Source organism: Robertkochia sediminum, assembly GCF_016786255.1.
Lineage (GTDB): Bacteria > Bacteroidota > Bacteroidia > Flavobacteriales > Flavobacteriaceae > Robertkochia > Robertkochia sediminum.
The window spans coordinates 165,181-181,471 of the sequence record NZ_JADMKT010000074.1 but is presented as its reverse complement, the minus strand read 5'-3'; the positions used below and the strand labels follow the sequence as shown (position 1 = coordinate 181,471).

Annotated in this window: 17 protein-coding genes; 7 read left to right on the top strand and 10 right to left on the bottom strand. The window is 45.8% G+C overall.

Going from position 1 to position 16,291, the window contains the following annotated elements; genetic code table 11:
- Window positions 1–96 precede the first annotated feature (96 nt).
- The 3 genes from IS446_RS07725 to lysA form a co-directional block, all read right to left on the bottom strand.
- The gene (locus tag IS446_RS07725) at window positions 97–1,236 is read right to left on the bottom strand and encodes a serine hydrolase (RefSeq protein ID WP_203059484.1); all 1,140 of its coding nucleotides are present in this window, start codon (window positions 1,234–1,236) and stop codon (window positions 97–99) included.
- A 30-nt stretch (window positions 1,237–1,266) separates the two neighbouring features.
- Window positions 1,267–1,788, bottom strand: coding sequence for a thioredoxin family protein (locus IS446_RS07720; protein ID WP_203059483.1), 522 nt, complete (start codon window positions 1,786–1,788; stop codon window positions 1,267–1,269).
- Between the two features lie 87 nt (window positions 1,789–1,875).
- A complete protein-coding gene (lysA, locus tag IS446_RS07715) occupies window positions 1,876–3,111 on the bottom strand; it encodes a diaminopimelate decarboxylase (RefSeq protein WP_203059482.1) in 1,236 nt (411 codons plus the stop codon).
- Between the two features lie 348 nt (window positions 3,112–3,459).
- Between lysA and IS446_RS07710 the strand changes: the two genes are divergently transcribed.
- From IS446_RS07710 to IS446_RS07700, 3 genes are all read left to right on the top strand, one after another.
- Window positions 3,460–4,107, top strand: coding sequence for an LON peptidase substrate-binding domain-containing protein (locus IS446_RS07710; protein WP_203059481.1), 648 nt, complete (start codon window positions 3,460–3,462; stop codon window positions 4,105–4,107).
- 221 nt (window positions 4,108–4,328) lie between these two features.
- Complete coding sequence (gene sucC, locus IS446_RS07705; RefSeq protein WP_203059480.1) at window positions 4,329–5,522, top strand: ADP-forming succinate--CoA ligase subunit beta; 1,194 nt, start codon at window positions 4,329–4,331, stop codon at window positions 5,520–5,522.
- 443 nt (window positions 5,523–5,965) lie between these two features.
- Entirely contained in the window at window positions 5,966–6,307 is a 342-nt protein-coding gene (locus IS446_RS07700; RefSeq protein ID WP_203059479.1) for a hypothetical protein, read from the top strand.
- 65 nt (window positions 6,308–6,372) lie between these two features.
- Here the strand turns inward: IS446_RS07700 and IS446_RS07695 are convergent, their stop codons facing one another.
- Together IS446_RS07695 and IS446_RS07690 are read right to left on the bottom strand one after the other, a co-directional pair.
- Complete coding sequence (locus IS446_RS07695) at window positions 6,373–6,651, bottom strand: DUF1456 family protein (protein ID WP_203059477.1); 279 nt, start codon at window positions 6,649–6,651, stop codon at window positions 6,373–6,375.
- Between the two features lie 175 nt (window positions 6,652–6,826).
- On the bottom strand, window positions 6,827–7,630 hold the full coding sequence (locus IS446_RS07690; RefSeq protein ID WP_203059475.1) for an alpha/beta hydrolase: 804 nt from the start codon (window positions 7,628–7,630) through the stop codon (window positions 6,827–6,829).
- Window positions 7,631–7,661: 31 nt separating this feature from the next.
- Between IS446_RS07690 and IS446_RS07685 the strand changes: the two genes are divergently transcribed.
- Window positions 7,662–8,099 carry a TerB family tellurite resistance protein gene (locus IS446_RS07685; protein WP_317192189.1) on the top strand — a complete coding sequence of 146 codons (438 nt, stop codon included), beginning with the start codon at window positions 7,662–7,664 and terminating at the stop codon, window positions 8,097–8,099.
- Here IS446_RS07685 and IS446_RS07680 read toward each other — a convergent pair.
- Window positions 8,096–8,542 (bottom strand): DUF2214 family protein, encoded by a 447-nt coding sequence (locus tag IS446_RS07680; protein ID WP_203059472.1) that lies wholly within the window; start codon window positions 8,540–8,542, stop codon window positions 8,096–8,098. The genes IS446_RS07685 and IS446_RS07680 overlap by 4 nt on opposite strands.
- A 217-nt stretch (window positions 8,543–8,759) precedes the next feature.
- On the opposite strand from IS446_RS07680, the gene IS446_RS07675 reads away from it, so the two are divergent.
- The gene (locus tag IS446_RS07675; RefSeq protein WP_203059471.1) at window positions 8,760–9,191 is read left to right on the top strand and encodes an Hsp20/alpha crystallin family protein; all 432 of its coding nucleotides are present in this window, start codon (window positions 8,760–8,762) and stop codon (window positions 9,189–9,191) included.
- A 90-nt stretch (window positions 9,192–9,281) separates the two neighbouring features.
- Here IS446_RS07675 and uvrB read toward each other — a convergent pair whose 3' ends face one another.
- From uvrB to IS446_RS07660, 3 genes are all read right to left on the bottom strand, one after another.
- Window positions 9,282–11,279, bottom strand: a complete 1,998-nt coding sequence (gene uvrB / locus IS446_RS07670; protein WP_203059470.1) for an excinuclease ABC subunit UvrB — start codon at window positions 11,277–11,279, stop codon at window positions 9,282–9,284.
- A 203-nt stretch (window positions 11,280–11,482) separates the two neighbouring features.
- On the bottom strand, window positions 11,483–12,313 hold the full coding sequence (locus tag IS446_RS07665; RefSeq protein WP_203059469.1) for an ABC transporter permease: 831 nt from the start codon (window positions 12,311–12,313) through the stop codon (window positions 11,483–11,485).
- 17 nt (window positions 12,314–12,330) lie between these two features.
- Window positions 12,331–13,233 carry an ABC transporter ATP-binding protein gene (locus tag IS446_RS07660; protein WP_203059468.1) on the bottom strand — a complete coding sequence of 301 codons (903 nt, stop codon included), beginning with the start codon at window positions 13,231–13,233 and terminating at the stop codon, window positions 12,331–12,333.
- A gap of 96 nt (window positions 13,234–13,329) precedes the next feature.
- Here IS446_RS07660 and IS446_RS07655 point away from each other — a divergent pair, with 96 nt between their 5' ends.
- Complete coding sequence (locus tag IS446_RS07655; RefSeq protein WP_203059467.1) at window positions 13,330–14,394, top strand: hypothetical protein; 1,065 nt, start codon at window positions 13,330–13,332, stop codon at window positions 14,392–14,394.
- A gap of 39 nt (window positions 14,395–14,433) precedes the next feature.
- A complete protein-coding gene (locus tag IS446_RS07650; protein WP_203059466.1) occupies window positions 14,434–15,138 on the top strand; it encodes a LolA family protein in 705 nt (234 codons plus the stop codon).
- An 81-nt stretch (window positions 15,139–15,219) separates the two neighbouring features.
- Here the strand turns inward: IS446_RS07650 and IS446_RS07645 are convergent, their stop codons facing one another.
- Complete coding sequence (locus tag IS446_RS07645; RefSeq protein WP_203059465.1) at window positions 15,220–16,278, bottom strand: nucleoid-associated protein; 1,059 nt, start codon at window positions 16,276–16,278, stop codon at window positions 15,220–15,222.
- Between the last annotated feature and the right edge of the window lie 13 nt (window positions 16,279–16,291).

The window sequence follows — 16,291 nt, the reverse complement described above, 5'->3', positions numbered from 1 at the left end:
TTAATTTCAGGGGAGTGAGTAGGGTAAAGGGTAAGGAGGAGGTGTTGGCCTATTGGAAATGCTAAAAAAAAACAGGGCCGGAGCCCTGTTTTTCTATTATTGATGTTGTAATTCGTGATCGTAGATGCTGCGCCCTAATGCGGCGAGAAAGGGAATGCCTGTTTCGTCGTATTCGTAGACGTTGTCATTGTAAATGCCGTCTTCATTGACGTGTATGGTTGCAGTAAGCAGGAACTCCACATTGTTCTTCGTGTCTTTGATGTAGGCACAATCGGTAAGGTAGCCATAGGCGTATCCCACCTTGTTGTAGATCCTGATATGTTCCGGCATAGGCTCTTTGCGGTCACCGTACATGAAGAATTTTACGTAACTGTCGTAGTATTCGCTTCGGTCGTATCCGCTGGTGTAAGGGAGTGCTGCCATGCGCTCCAGGGCGAATTTTCGGTCGTCTGCATCCAGGTTGAAAGTTTCTCTTTCCGGGAAGTTCCCGGGAAAGATCACCCGCTTCATGAGGTTGTGAAGACTTTCAACCGGCAGGTAGTTCTTTTTGGAGAAATCCATGGGTTGCTCCATCAGGCTGTCCCCGTCATAATATCCTTTTCCCTTCAGTAATTTCTCTAATGCTATTGAGGAAACAGGTCGGTTGATGCTGCCCGGCAATTCCGTCAGGGTGGTATCGTTGAGGTAGAAAATAAGCGGGCGTGTTTTTGGATCGTCGGCATCTTCTACCGAAAGGCGGTGTGCAATGCGTAACGGGCCTGCGTTCATTTCTCCTAATCGTGCATTGATATGGTCTGTCCCCAAAAACTCGAACAAGCGGTTATAGGCGTCGTTGTCACTAACGGCGAAGATCTTATTCACCTCATCGCGAATCGTGGTCTCCAAAGAATCGCCTTCAACAAAAAATCGGGAGGTGCTTGTGAGGTTGTCCATATTACCGATCTTTTCCAGTGCGAGAAATGCGATCGGGAATTTCACAGTACTCGCCGGATAAAAATAAGTGTCCGGGTCCAGTTGGAAAGATTCGTCGGAAAACACTACCGAATCGCCCTTTCGTTCTATAGCAGAATACATGATCTGCACCTCGTATTGCTCCGGGGATCCCATGACCTTGGTTATGGCCGGGTCTTTTGATGCAAGGGCAGTTTTCAGGGCTGGTTCGTCCTGTGGTTGCGCACAGGAGGTTAGCCCAAAAGCAATGAGCAAGGCAATTGCTCTTACCGGTGGTTTGATCATTTTTTGGTGGGTTGGTTAATGTGGTATTGGTTATTTGTTACTGTTCTTAGTCTGGTAATCGGCCCATTTGGTGTGGGTGAAGATATCGTCTCCAAAAAACCTTGCGATCTCGAGAAATTCTTTCGGTTCTCTGTATCCGGGTACGGGAGCGATGAGTTCTTGTTTTTCATTGAGAAAAACGACCGACGGATAGCTTAGCTTACCTTGTAAAAGTGCGTAGGCCAGTTCGTGAACCCCGTTGCGTCCCTGCTTGCGGAACTGAAAGGTCTTTCCTTTGTATTCAACCGGAGCAGTACCCTCGGCATCGAACTTCACCATGTAGAAGTTCTCGTTCATATAGGCGGCTACCTTCGGGTTTGCAAAGGTATTGGCATCCATTTTCTTGCACCATCCACACCAGTCGGTGTAAACGTCAACAAATATCTTTTTCGGATTGGCGTCGGCTTGTGAACTGGCGATGGCTTCTTCCCAGCTCATCCAGTTGATCTCCTGGGCCTGGGTCTGAAGGGTTAAGAAAAGGGTTAAGGCGGTAATGATGTAGGTTAATCTCATGATCTGAATTTTGTTCAAATATACTAAAAAGAAAATGGCCCGTATCGGGCCATCATACTTCGGTTTGGACGGTTGCGCTGCAGGGTGTCAGGTGGCAGGAGTTTCCTGTTCGGGCACCTCCAGCGATACTTCCACCTGGTTGTGAAGCAGGTCGTCAAAGGTTTCTCTCTTTCTGATCAGGTGTGCCTGTCCGTTAAGCCATAATACTTCGGCCGGCCTGTAGCGTGAGTTGTAATTACTGGCCATGGAGAAGCAATAGGCTCCGGCATTTTTAAAGCATAAAAGATCGCCTTCGCTGATGGCGGCTATACGGCGGTTATTGGCAAAGGTGTCGGTTTCACAAATATACCCCACTACAGAATAGAATCGTTCTTTACCGCCGGGGTTGGTCAGGTTGTAAATGTGATGATAGGAATTGTAGAACATGGGACGGATCAAATGATTGAACCCGGAGTCTACCTGAGCAAAAACCGTTGAGGTGGTCTGCTTGACGACATTGACCTTGGTGATAAAATATCCGGCCTCACTTACGAGGAATTTTCCGGGCTCGAAGGCCAGGGTAAGGTCTTTTCCTGTTTCTGCACAAAATTCATTGAAACGGGCGGTGAGTTTGGCGCCCAGTTCGGCTACGTCGGTGGCGATATCATCAGGCTTGTACGGTACTTTGAATCCGCTACCGAAATCAATGAATTCGAGATCCTTGAAATTTCTGGCATTCTCGAAGAGGATCTCCGAGGCGTAAAGAAATACTTCGATGTCGAGAATGTCACTTCCGGTATGCATGTGGATACCGTTAATGTGCATTCCGGTATTCTCTACAATACGCAGCAAATGCGGGATCTGATGAATACTGATGCCAAATTTAGAGTCGATGTGGCCAACCGATATGTTCGTATTTCCCCCAGCCATAACGTGCGGATTTATTCGAATACAAACGGGGATGTCCGGGTGTTTGCTTCCAAACTGCTCCAGGATAGAAAGGTTGTCAATATTGATCTGAACGCCCATGGCTGCTACCTGTTCCAGCTCCTCAAGGGATACTCCGTTAGGGGTGAAAATAATATCTTCAGGCTTGAAGCCTGCTCTTAGTCCCAACTGAACCTCCTGAACCGAAACGGTGTCCAGGCCGCTGCCCAGGCTGTTCATTAGCTTGAGAATGGAAATGTTCGAGAGGGCTTTAGCAGCGTAATTCAAACGTAATTTTGGTACTCCGCTAAAAGCGTCGGTGAGTCGTTTGTATTGCGAAGTTATCTTTTCAGCATCATAAACGTAAACGGGACTTCCGTACTCTTGAGCTATCCGGATCAGATCACTATTGTTCATGGTAAACTATTTTGTTTAAGGCTAAAGTAATATGCTTCTTCGAGGATTTGAAAAAAAAATAATGAAATTATAAAAATAAAACACAATGTTATAAATATAACAAGGTGAGGAAAAGGTGGGATGGCATTTAATTTTAGTAGATTTGTATACAGTTGGTTACACGGTTCATGGTTATGCTGTTATGTAGTCCTGCCTGCCGGAAGATAGGTATACAGTGAAGGTGCGAAGGAAGTAATACTGATGATTTTCATATTTGGTACCTGTGGCTATTCGTTTAGCGCCTCCTCTGCCGTCCGGATCATGCGTATGTCTGTATGGTTCGATCCAGATGAATTTTAATTTTTGTTTATGAGTGCTCTGATTCCTCTATTTCCTTTACAGATCGTTGTTTTTCCCGGTGAAAAGCTCCCACTGCATGTTTTTGAAGAGCGCTATCGGGAGTTGGTAAAAGATTGCAGGGATGGTAAGCAGTCTTTTGGTATTCCCACGGTAATAGACGGGAGTTTGGGATACGGCAGTGAGTTGTATATTGAGGAAGTAAGCCGGGAATATCCTTCCGGCCGCTACGATATCGTTTGTCGTGCCGGCAGGGCTTTCAAGCTTCTCGAATTCGTTAATCCTGTTCCCGGTAAGCGATACGCCGGAGGGGTGCTGGAGTATCTGGAGAATGTTCCGGATGGTCTCGATACGCAAAGAGAGCGGGTTATCGTATTGTTGCAAACCCTGTATGAAGAGATCGGGGTAGATAATACGATCCCGGGAATAGCCGATTTCGATACGTTCACCTACGCTCATAAGGTGGGCTTCAACCTTAAGGAGGAGTATCTTTTGCTGCAGATGACTTCCGAAGCAGACCGCCTCGATCATATGGAGCGTCATCTTCAGCGTATTATTCCTGTTATCAGGCAGGTGAACGCCACAAAGAAGATGATCCAGATGAACGGACATTTCCGGAATTATGATCCTTTAGATTTTAAGGATTTCAAGTTGTCCTGATGTCTTTTTCGTGCGATTTGTCGCGCTTGTCTCCATTTCAAACTTCAAAAGTAGGGGTAATCTTATCCTTCCTTTCTCAAAGACTTTTGTTAATTTTTTGTTCAAACGTTTTCACCCTGCTATTCACGGGAGTTTTCGCAATTTCAAAAAGGGAAATTAATTTGGGTTTATAACGTTGCGTTTTTTACATTTGTTTCGCTTAAAAACCACAAGAAATCGTTATGAATCTACACGAATATCAAGGAAAAGAAATATTAGCGAGTTTCGGTGTCCGCGTTCAGCGAGGTATTGTTGCTCACAATGCAGGAGAAGCCGTAGACGCTGCCAAACAACTCACCGCAGAAACCGGAACCGGTTGGCACGTGATCAAGGCTCAGGTGCATGCCGGAGGTAGAGGAAAAGGCGGAGGTGTAAAGCTCGCCAAGAATCTACAGGAGGTTGAGACCATTGCAGATAGCATCATTGGGATGAACCTCGTTACTCCGCAGACTTCTGCAGAGGGAAAAAAGGTACATCAGGTACTTGTTGCTGAAGATGTTTACTATCCCGGAGACAGCGAGCCTGCTGAATTCTATATGTCCGTACTTCTCGACAGAAGCAAAGGGCGCAACATGATCATGTACTCCACAGAAGGAGGGATGGACATTGAAGAGGTGGCCGAAAAGACCCCTCACCTTATCTACCACGAAGAGGTTGACCCAGCTATCGGACTAATGCCGTTCCAGGCGCGAAGAGTCGCTTTTAATCTTGGATTGAGCGGAATGGCTTTTAAAGAAATGGTGAAATTTGTTACCGCTCTTTATAAGGCTTACGAAGTATCAGATTCGTCTCTTTTTGAGATCAACCCTGTGTTAAAGACTTCAGACGATAAGATCATGGCTGTTGATGCTAAGGTAACCCTTGACGATAACGCCCTGTTCCGTCACAAGGATTACGCCGAGATGAGAGACCTCAGAGAAGAGGATCCTATCGAGGTAGAGGCTAAAGAGGCCGGATTGAACTTTGTGAACCTCGACGGTAATGTTGGGTGTATGGTGAACGGAGCCGGATTGGCGATGGCTACCATGGACCTTATTAAAATGGCCGGGGGTGAGCCTGCTAACTTCCTCGATGTGGGAGGTACTGCCGATGCCAAGCGTGTCGAAAAGGCGTTCAGAATTATCCTTAAAGACGACAATGTACAGGCTATCCTTGTAAATATCTTTGGAGGTATTGTTCGATGTGACCGTGTTGCTCAGGGTATCGTTGATGCCTACAAGAACATGGGAGATGCTATTAAGGTGCCGATCATCGTAAGACTTCAGGGTACGAATGCAGAGATCGCTAAAGAACTTATCGATAATTCCGGACTTGCAGTACACTCTGCTATCGAGTTCCAGGAGGCTGCCGATAAGGTACAGGAAGTGCTTAAATAGATCACTAAGATCACAGAAATATAAAACCCGGCGATAGCCGGGTTTTTTGTTTTTGTCCCCGATTGTAATTGCTATGATCAGTAGTATGTTAATTTAAGGTGACCAGCCCCTGGGGATGATGGCTCCCATTCTAAGATGCTTAGAACAATACCTTCAGGCTTGTGCAGACCTCAAAAATTAAAAGCAGTTATTGTCTTTTTAATAGGTTTTACAGGTTTTTGGTAGGAATGTCCTATTTGTTGTTCGGTCTGAGGGTTTTGGAGGTAAACACAGCAAATACAGGTTTGTGCGCTTTTTTGAAGTATCGCGTTTTTGATGGCTCAGAGGTCTTCTTTATTATCGCGAAGTTAAGGGTGTTATTTGATGGTTAAGGCTTTGTTTTACAGTTGCTTGTGTGCTTGTGTAGGCTTTAGATTTGTGTCGTAATCAAAAAACGAATCATTATGAAAATCATCAAATTCATCAGTGTTTTCACCCTGTTCCTTTCATTTCAGGGGGTGCATGCATCAACTACAGAACTTGATCCCGGTAAGGACAAAGTGGTCTCTCAGTTAACTGAGCTGTTAAGAAGACCGGGAATTAAGGCCGCCCATCATGATCTGGTTGCAACGGTACATTTTATGGTCAATCGCTCTAACGAGATCGTAGTGATCGAGGTGGAAGCAGAGAACGACATGCTGGAGGCTTACATCAAGAGCCGGTTAAATTACAAGGAAATAAATTGCGACGGACTTGCAAGCGGAGAGGAGTATATCGTACCTGTAAGGATCAAAGCAGCAATTTAAGTTAGATAGTTTGTTAGGTGAGCCCAGTAATTATTACCGGGTTTTTTTATTTGTTAGTTTTAAGTTTATTGTGGACGCCTTGGGCGTGAGGGGCGTGGTTTGCTTTCCGTTTTTGGTTTTTTCTCCATAGGCCCGCGCAGGTGAATGATCAGGCCGTTCAGGAAGTTTCTCAATACCTGGTCGCCACATTTCACATATTTTGGATGGTCTTCCTTTCGGAAAAAATTATTGATCTCGCCCTTTGAGATGTTGAAGTCTACCAGTTTGAGGATCTCGATAATATCAGTGTCCCTTAGTTTGTGAGCTACTCTGAGCTTTTTTAAAATATCATTGTTGCTGATCATGGAATTCCTGCTTTTTTACCAATGCCTGATCGTTTTGATCATTTCTTATTTCTCCAAAGCGGCGCATTGCTAATTTGTTGTGCAAGTTAACGAATTCTTCAGGGAACCTTAAGGGTCATGTTCATATATCTCTTTTCGGCGGTGTTTGAGTCTGTGTCTTGAGCGTGCTGGGGTTCTATTCGTGGTCATTGAGCCATTCCATGGCTTTCGGGAATTCTGATCTCCAGAATGCTTCGTTGTGTTCCGCTCCCTCGCGGATCACGGCCTTCAGGTTTTCTGTGGAGTATCCCAGCTCTCGAAGTAAGGAAACCATCCTTTGATGGTTGGGTACCGTAGAGCCCGGTTCCAGCGACCCTGTAGCCAGGTAGATCTTCGGTTGGTCCGTGGTGTTTGCGTTTTTGGTGAGGTCGAAGATCTTTTCAGAAAACCAGTAGCTTGGGGAAAACAGGATCGCCCCGCCAAAGGTCTTCGGGTAGGTGAGGAGCATGTAGTGGGAGATCAAACCGCCAAGAGAACTCCCGGCTATCAAGGTGTTTTTACGGTTGCCGTAGGTGTTGAATCGCTCGTCGATCACCGGTTTAAGGGTGTTCACAATGAAATTGGCATATGCACCTCCCCGGCCTCCCCCGTATGCTTCGTTGGTGTAGGGGGTTAATTCGTCAATGCGCTTCTCGTTCCCGTGGTCGATGCCTACGACGATATGGTCTGAAGAAAGTCGCTTAAGGGTTTCGTCTACTTCCCATTCTCCCGCATAGGCTGTGGAGGCATCAAAAAGATTTTGAGCATCGTGCATATAGATCACCGCATGCGGTTTGCCTGACTCACGATAGTTTTCGGGTAGGAGAACGCGTATATTCTTTTCGGTGGCAAGTTGGGGAGCGTAAATGCTTAGCTGTAATACCTCAGGAGGAGGGTTTTGTGCGTGTAATCCACTGAATATGAATGCAAAAAGAATGATTCTGTAAGAAAAATTATCCATTGGTCGATATTTTTTTATTGCCATGTAGTAAATATCTAATTTTTTCAAACAATCAGGGGATATGAAAAGAAGTAAAGAAGAGAAATTGAGTCTGCTTAGCGATCTGATCGATCTTGTGCGATCAGATCATGCGGTCAATGAAAAAGAGTATCGGTTCATAAGAACGGTAGCCCGTCATTTGCAGGTACGCGAACAGGATCTCAATGAGTTATTCACCCGTAAAAGGCCTCGCTTTGTAGCGCCACGAACAGAGTCTGAAAGGATCCTCCAATTTCAGCGGTTACTTCTTTTAATGAATATTGGGCATTCTCATAGCCTGAAGGAAGAAATTGCCCTTAAAGATGCAACCCTTCGCATGGGACTCAATCCTATAGCGGTGGAGCGGGTGTTGTCTGTGATGGACGATTATCCGGACAGGATCGTGCCTCCCAAGGTCATGATCAATATCTTCAAGACCTTCTACAATTAATTTACTGCCCCCATACCGGAGGCCATCATTACGGCCAGCAAGGGGATGATAAGCAACAGGAATAATTCTAATCGCACCACCAGGATCACCATACGTGGTACCTGTGCTTTTTCATTTTCTTTCAGCGACTTTCTTGTATTTCGAAAATAGAGCGTGGGATATACCGACAACAGGCCAACCATGATGAATAGTCCGGTCTTTAAAAGGAAGAGGTGGTTGTAAGTGTAATAATCAGCAGGCTTCCCCACCCCGAACCACAAGGTAAGTCCCATACCCACCACGATGATCGCCGTGACCCCATACCAGAGGTCGGCTTTAGCGATCCTGTTCAGCTCCCTTCGCGACATTTCCTTTGCGATCATGAATTGTTGGGCAACAACACTTCCTACCATCAGGAATAAAAAAAGAATATGTAGATAACGAAATACCAGATAAAGGTTCATGGGTGTTGGTTTATCCTGTTTACTCCTTAAAATTAACGAAAAATTCTACGTGTTTTGCCTGTAGGTATCGGTTCGATCGTTCTTGTTCAGACAAAATGTCGGTAACGAAAGGTTGTTTTGTGTCGAAATGACAGCTTTTTCGGGTTGGAATCAAATTTGCCATTAGGTAGGTGTAATTGGAAATGAAACAGAAGTTCAACCTAAAAAAGTACATATTATGAACCTTATAAGAAGAAACCCGAATGCATTGCCTTCTTTGTTAGATGAATTTTTCAAGCCTGATTGGTTTGGCGGATTGGAAGGTATGAATGCGAATGTTCCGGCTGTGAACATTGTAGAGAATGAGACCGGATTCGAACTGGAGTTGGCTGCTCCTGGAATGAAGAAAGAAGACTTCAATATTGAAGTGGATAACCACGTATTGACGATCTCTAATGAGCAGAAGACCGAGACTTCAGAAGTAGATAAAGCGAAGAACTACAGCAGAAGGGAGTTCTATTACAGTGCCTTCAGGCGTGCCTTTAATCTTCCTAAGACGGTTAATAGTGAAGCGATCAGTGCAACCTATACCGATGGGATCCTGAAGATCGGAATTCCTAAAAAGGAGGAGGCGCTGCCAAAGCCTAAGCGAATGATCGAGATCGGATAAAGACATAAAAGATCGAAGTCTTTGATGAGTTAGCGTACATGTTATTGATTAGTTAGTTAGTAGAGAAACGCCTCCTTGTGGAGGCGTTTTTTATTGGGCTATCTTTTCCTGGAGGATCTTGATCTCGTCTCTTAGTCTTGCTGCTTCCATAAAGTCGAGCTCTTTTGCTGCTTTTTCCATGGCTTTTCGTTTATCTCTTACCACCTTTTCCAGCTGTTCTTTGGTCATGTATTCCTGCTCAGGTTCTGCGGCTTTTCGGGCAGCCTCCTTTTCTTGTTGGTAGGTGGCGATAGAGTTTTTCGCCAGGGCACTGTCGAGGTTCTTTTTCAGCGCCTGGGGTTTAATACCGTGCTCTTCATTGTATTTCATTTGCTTTTCCCTGCGGTATTCTGTTTCGTCTATGGTGCGCTGCATGCTCTCTGTGATCTTATCGGCATACATGATGGCCTTCCCGTTCACATTTCGAGCTGCCCTTCCCACCGTCTGCGTGAGGGAGCGGGTACTTCTAAGGAATCCTTCTTTGTCGGCATCCAGGATGGCTACCAGGGAAACCTCCGGCAGGTCCAGTCCTTCCCGTAACAGGTTCACCCCGATGAGTACATCGAAAAGTCCCTTTCTCAGGTCCTGCATGATCTCCACGCGCTCCAGGGTGTCTACGTCCGAATGTATGTAGCGGCATCGCACCTGGATCCGGGTGAGGTATTTGGTGAGTTCTTCGGCCATTCTTTTGGTGAGGGTGGTTACCAGGGTTCGTTCATCCAGTTCCACGCGCTGTTGGATCTCTTCGATCAGGTCGTCTATCTGGTGCTTGCTGGGGCGTACTTCGATCACCGGGTCCAAAAGGCCGGTAGGTCTGATCACCTGTTCTACGTAAACACCACCACTGTGTTCCATTTCATAATCTGCCGGAGTAGCACTTACATAGATCACCTGGTTCTGGAGGGCTTCGAACTCCTCGAACTTCAGCGGACGGTTATCCATGGCTGCGGGGAGTCTGAATCCGTAGTCCACCAGATTCTCCTTTCGGCTTCGGTCACCCCCGTACATGGCGTGTACCTGGGGAATGGTTACGTGACTCTCGTCCACGACCATCAAATAGTCGTCCGGGAAATAATCCAGGAGGCAGAACGGACGGGTACCGGGGGATCTGCCGTCCAGGTAGCGGGAATAGTTTTCGATCCCGGAACAGTACCCCAGTTCACGGATCATTTCCAGGTCGAAATTCGTGCGCTCTTCCAGGCGTTTTGCTTCAAGGGGTTTGCCAACCTCTTTGAAGTAATCGATCTGTTTTACCAGGTCGTCCTGGATCTCTTTGATCGCGTTTTGGAGTACATCGGGAGAGGTTACGAACATATTCGCCGGATAGATGTTCAGGCGGTCGTACTTTTCAACCACCTTGTTGGTATTTGGGTCAAAGGCCTCGATCTCCTCGATCTCATCCCCAAAAAAGTGAATGCGAAAGGCGTCATCTGCATACCCGGGGTAAATATCTACCACGTCCCCTTTTACCCTGAAATTCCCGTGATTGAATTCTGCTGTGGTTCGGGAATAAAGGCTTTGCACCAGGCGATGAAGAAGTTTGGTTCTGGAGATCACCTGGTCACGCTCTAAGGAGATCACGTTCTTTTGAAATTCTATGGGGTTACCAATACCGTAGAGGCAGGACACCGATGCCACCACGAGTACATCCCTTCGGCCGGAAAGCAGGGAAGAGGTAGTGCTCAATCGTAACTTTTCGATCTCTTCGTTTATAGAGAGGTCCTTTTCGATATAAGTTCCCGTAACCGGAATATAGGCTTCGGGCTGGTAGTAGTCGTAATACGAGACAAAGTATTCCACCGCATTTTCCGGGAAAAACTGTTTGAACTCTGAATAGAGCTGTGCGGCCAGGGTCTTGTTGTGGGCCAGTACCAGGGTGGGGCGCTGTACCTGTTCGACCACATTGGCCACGGTAAAGGTCTTTCCTGACCCGGTGACTCCTAATAGGGTCTGGTGTCGTTCCTTATCTTCTATGCCTTTTGAAAGTTCGGCAATAGCCTGTGGCTGGTCCCCTGTGGGTTTGTATTCTGACTGGATCTTAAAGCGCATAGTACAAAACTAACAAAACATCCAGCTTCATTTGTGGCTGCTGCTCAAAATCTAGCTGTTCCTGCTGAGAAAGGTGCCTTCCCGGGGATACACAAGGTGTGGGTGATCGCATGAGCATTGCTCTCAATTTAAATGTCCGAAGGGTTATAAAAAACAAAATGCCCTTTGTTAAGGGCATTTTTAGGTTTTATGTGTCGGACGAATTACAGATCTCTGCGCTTCAGCAGCCAGTAGGAAGCATATACAAAAAGGGCTGTCCATGCGAGCACGATCAGGATCTCCAGGATGTGCACGCCGTAATCTTTAGAAAATTCTTCTCCGAGTTGGTTGGCGACCGATTTTACGGCTCCAAGGCGGGTTGCGGGTTCCTTGATAAGGTTGCTCATCGCATTGAGTGGCAAAAACTGGTAGACCGCATCGGCCAGGGCTTCACTTCCTTTCCATCGCATAACACCGTAGGCAATGCCTTCAAAGGCCTGCCAGAGTATCAGGAATCCCAAGGCAAATGCAGAGCGTTTTACCAGGATGCCCAGGAACAGACAAAAGGCAAAGAAGCCCATGAGCTTTACAAAAAAAGCGATCAGGTATTCGAGGTCAGAAAAGATGATGCCGGGCTCGTTGTAATCTGAAAAGATAAGTCCGAGGATCATAGACACCACAAAAACAAAGACCGTAGAGATCAGGGCGAAGGCGATCACGGTGAGGAATTTGCTCATAATGAACTCCTTTTTGCTGAGGCCGTCGATCAGGTTTTGTTTGATGGTCTTGTTGCTGTATTCATTAGACATCATCGATACGATGATAATGGCCAGGAATAGTTTGAACCAGGCCGCTACATAGGTGTTGAAATGCCAGATGTAGGGGAAGTTAAAGATCCCCTGGTCTGCCAAATGGAATTCTACGGGGCCGATATCGAATTTGATGGCTGCGATCATGGCAATGGAGAGCAGCAGGATAAAATAAGCCAGGATAAGGATCCGGCTGGAACGGTTGTACCAGAGTTTTATGGCTTCTATTTGTAATAGTCGTAACATGTTCAGGAATTGAATGGTTAGTTGGAAAGGTTGTTGGTCAGGGTAAGGAATTGTTCTTCCAGGCTTTCTTTACGTTTCACCAGGTGTGAGAGAACGATGCCTTTTTCGAAAACCAGGGCATTGAGCTCATCGGCCTCCATAGGCGTATTCAAAAATGCCGTGATGAGTCCGTTGTCCCGGTTAATACGTCCAAAACTCTCATGCTCTTCCAGGAGGTCGATCAGTTTTTCCTGCTCCTTGCTTTTTAACTGGAAATACCCATGACTGGCGATCATTTCATCGACGCGACCGGAGTAGAGCTTTTCTCCTTTTCTGAGTATGACCACATGGGTGCATACTTTTTCGACCTCGTCCAGCAGGTGGGAGGCCAGGAGTATGGTCGTTCCATTGGAGGCGATCTCCTTGATGATCTCCCTGATCTGGTGGATCCCCTGCGGATCCAGACCGTTCGTGGGTTCGTCGAGTATGAGGATCTCCGGGTCGTTGAGCAGGGCAGAGGCAATAGCCAATCGCTGCTTCATCCCCAGGGAATAGGTGCGAAACTTATCGTCTTTTCGATCCAGTAAGCCTACCAGTTCGAGTTTTTCCAGAACCTTGGTGTCGGGTACTTCTTTGATCTTACAAACCAGCTTGAGGTTTTGCTCTGCGGTCATATAAGGATAAAAGTTTGGGCGCTCAATAATGGCGCCGACACGCTTTAAGGCTTCATGGGTAGATACCGATCCGTCGAACCACTGAAAGTTCCCGGAAGTTTTATTGACCACATTGAGAACGATGCCCAGGGTGGTCGATTTTCCACTTCCGTTAGGTCCAAGGATCCCGTAAACATTCCCTTTTTCTATGGAGAACGAAAGGTCTTTGACTGCAGTAAGATGACCGAATTTTTTCGTGAGATGATCAATAGTTAGTATGGTGCTCAAAATAATAGAGGAATATGGTTAGTTCTGTTAATTCGACGAATGCCCGATGCTTTTGTTACAATATAAGTTAAATTTGAGAAAATATTTATCAGGTATATGAGCCAGAAACTGATCTCAAAAAAGAAGCCAACCTACCCTATATGTGATAAGCTACAGGATTACCTGGAGCACTATAACCGGAATACCATGATCCCGATCTCCTATGACGATCTGCTCAGATTTTCCGGATCGATCGTGGTGTACGATGAGGATGATAACGATACGATGTGGATCAGGGTGTATTATTCGGAGTTCGAGCGTCCTGAGATCGATCACCAGCTAAAGAAGGTGTATGCCCTGATGGTGTCTGATGGAGATGAAGATATCTTCGAATACCTCAATATCGACGCCATTGACTATTGTACGTTCGGGAATTCAAAGCCCTTTCGTATTAAGGTGAGAAACATTCTCAATGACAACTACACCTACCTCTATGTGAAAAAAGCCGATGCTTCCAGGGTATATGGACTCGAGTTGGAGCATTTGTTGTCTCCCAACTGGATCAACTTCACGGTGTATAAGGATACCCTTATCGAGGAGCATATTTCCGGGATTCCCGGAGATGTTTTTATTAAGGATTACCTGCCTAAGTGTACTGAAATACAAAAGAGCCAGATCGCCAAGGAGTTTGTTAAGTTCAATGAACGTTGTACGATCAGGTTGCTGGGGGATATGCGTTCATATAACTACGTGGTGATCCCAACCCACGATTTCGATAATGTGATCTTTAAGATCCGTGCCATCGATTTTGATCAGCAGTCTTATGAGGGGAATCTTAAGATCTACAAACCGCAGTTCTTCAAAGAGAATTACAAGATGGTGCAGAACGTATCTGAGAAGCTGAAGGAAACCTCTATCAACCAATACAAGAAGGAAGAGCGTTCGGTCACTGCAAGAAGGATCATCGCTTCAAAAAAGCGACTGAAGACCCTGGTGAAATGTATGGCTGACGATTGCATTAGTAAGGAGGCTAATCTCGAACAGCTTAAGATGGGGCTTTACGACTATACGCACGACGTGAACTTTAAACGCTGCGGAACGATGGGCGAGGTGGTAAGTACTGCCCTGGATTTTGTTAAGCGTAACTACGAAGATGTGAGTATGAAACGTTTGCTTTCGTAAGGAGTGTTTTGAAATGTTTACATTTATAAAAAATAAATTATGAGAACCGTATTCTTGTTCGTCCTGGCATTATGTACTGCAGTGATGTCGGCACAATCCCCGGAGAAGGTGGTCGATGATTACCTGAAAGCCATAGGTGGGAAGGAACTTCTCGAAAAAGTAAAGACCATGAAGGCTGATGTCGAATTGGTTTCCAACGGACTTAAAATGAGTGGGATGATGGCTTATGCTTATCCCGACAAGCAGTATTCAGAGATGATGTTCCGCGATCAAAAGATGGTCACCGTGATCAATGGAGATCAAGGCTGGATGATCAATCCGATGACAGGTTCCAATGCCGTTATTCCTATGCCTAAGGAGCAACTTCGGGCTTCACAGAAGGGCTTGTCTACCGAAAGGTTGCTGGATGTGGCTTCCTACGACCTGGAAGATCTGGGTCAGCGCTCGCTTAACGGACAAACCTACAGGGTGCTTAAGGTCACCTTTAAAGCAGCCCATGAGCCGGAGCAGGTGAGGTACTTTCACCCGGAAACCAAGCTTATTGATTTTGTAGAAATGCCGTCTCCCATGGGGGGTAATATCATTATGGCCTATAAGGACTATGTAGAAGTAGAGGGCTGTAAATTCCCTACGACCATCGAGAGTTATACCGGGAAGGAGCTGAAGTCGCCTTCTGTGGTGATGAAGCTCAGCAATATGGTCTTTAATGCCAATGTTGATGCCGCATTATTTGAGAAACCCTAGGGAATAAAAAACCAGGTGATATAAAAAAGGCTGTCCGATCGGACAGCCTTTTTTATTTATGTTTGCTCTTATGCATTTGTTCTAGCTCTTTTGTTCTTTGTTGAAGTAGACCAGGTAGTAGTACATCTGTTTCTCTTCGTCCCATCCTTTCTCCACGAATTTCTCTGCCGATTCCGGGTTGATGAAATCCATTTTGATCTGGATGTTGGTGTCCAGGCTAATAACGTTCTTGATCTTTTTCCTCGCGTCAGATACAGCCTTGTTTGCGATGGGGAAGTTGCTCACGTCCTCAATACTGTATTTTGCTCCGCGATCTTCTTTATAGTGCTTGAATTCGGGGATAAGATCGGGATTGTCGATCACTTCGTTCAGGAAGTTGGTCTCCTCAAAATCGTCATTTTTTGCAAAGTGGTTCACGGCACGGTTCATGAACATTACCTCTTCTTTCTTGTCTTCTGCAGGAAGTACGACATCCTTGGCAAAATCCTGGCAAAATTTCAGGTACTTCTTGGTGTAGAAGTTTTCGTCGGTGGTAGTTTCTACCTGCAGGAACTTCTCCAGCCAGTATTTGGTATCGTAACGGTTGCTGTCTATCGATAGGATCTTGAAACCTTCCTCTTTTTCGCGGTTCAGGATAAGGGCTCCCTTGTCGAGTTTGTTGACGTTGATCCCTTGCCTGATAATGATCTCCAGGTTGTTTTGATCCTCTTCAAATTCCAGGAAATCGTGTTTTAACTCCGATTTGAAAATACCGACCGCATCGACCTTTTCGTTGTCCAGAACCACATCGGTCAGGTAGCATACATAAAGCTCTCCGCTTTTGATATGAGGGTGGTTGGATTGCTCAAAAAGGTGGCTGGCAATTCTCTTGGAGTTGGTATGAGCCGATGCCGGATCTTCGAAGATCTCTGAGCAGATCTTGTAGAGCTCATTGAATTCCACATCGACCTCGTTGGTAAAGTGAAGATAGTTTTCTTCTTTCTCCCTGAAAGGCTTAAAGAAGTATTCCTTAAGGATCGAGGTGATCTCATCATTAAGGCGGTAAGGTTCCTCCGAATAGAAAATAGCTTCACTTTTACTTTTGTTTCCAACCTTGTGAATAGAAAGGCTGTCTATATGTGTAGGATACAGGTTGATCATCGTAATATTCTTT

Coding starts and splice junctions, on each gene's coding strand:
- IS446_RS07725 (WP_203059484.1), bottom strand. CDS start 1,236: ATGATCAAACCACCGGTAAGAGCAATTGCCTTGCTCATTGCTTTTGGG.
- IS446_RS07720 (WP_203059483.1), bottom strand. CDS start 1,788: ATGAGATTAACCTACATCATTACCGCCTTAACCCTTTTCTTAACCCTT.
- lysA (WP_203059482.1), bottom strand. CDS start 3,111: ATGAACAATAGTGATCTGATCCGGATAGCTCAAGAGTACGGAAGTCCC.
- IS446_RS07710 (WP_203059481.1), top strand. CDS start 3,460: ATGAGTGCTCTGATTCCTCTATTTCCTTTACAGATCGTTGTTTTTCCC.
- sucC (WP_203059480.1), top strand. CDS start 4,329: ATGAATCTACACGAATATCAAGGAAAAGAAATATTAGCGAGTTTCGGT.
- IS446_RS07700 (WP_203059479.1), top strand. CDS start 5,966: ATGAAAATCATCAAATTCATCAGTGTTTTCACCCTGTTCCTTTCATTT.
- IS446_RS07695 (WP_203059477.1), bottom strand. CDS start 6,651: ATGATCAGCAACAATGATATTTTAAAAAAGCTCAGAGTAGCTCACAAA.
- IS446_RS07690 (WP_203059475.1), bottom strand. CDS start 7,630: ATGGATAATTTTTCTTACAGAATCATTCTTTTTGCATTCATATTCAGT.
- IS446_RS07680 (WP_203059472.1), bottom strand. CDS start 8,542: ATGAACCTTTATCTGGTATTTCGTTATCTACATATTCTTTTTTTATTC.
- IS446_RS07675 (WP_203059471.1), top strand. CDS start 8,760: ATGAACCTTATAAGAAGAAACCCGAATGCATTGCCTTCTTTGTTAGAT.
- uvrB (WP_203059470.1), bottom strand. CDS start 11,279: ATGCGCTTTAAGATCCAGTCAGAATACAAACCCACAGGGGACCAGCCA.
- IS446_RS07665 (WP_203059469.1), bottom strand. CDS start 12,313: ATGTTACGACTATTACAAATAGAAGCCATAAAACTCTGGTACAACCGT.
- IS446_RS07655 (WP_203059467.1), top strand. CDS start 13,330: ATGAGCCAGAAACTGATCTCAAAAAAGAAGCCAACCTACCCTATATGT.
- IS446_RS07650 (WP_203059466.1), top strand. CDS start 14,434: ATGAGAACCGTATTCTTGTTCGTCCTGGCATTATGTACTGCAGTGATG.
- IS446_RS07645 (WP_203059465.1), bottom strand. CDS start 16,278: ATGATCAACCTGTATCCTACACATATAGACAGCCTTTCTATTCACAAG.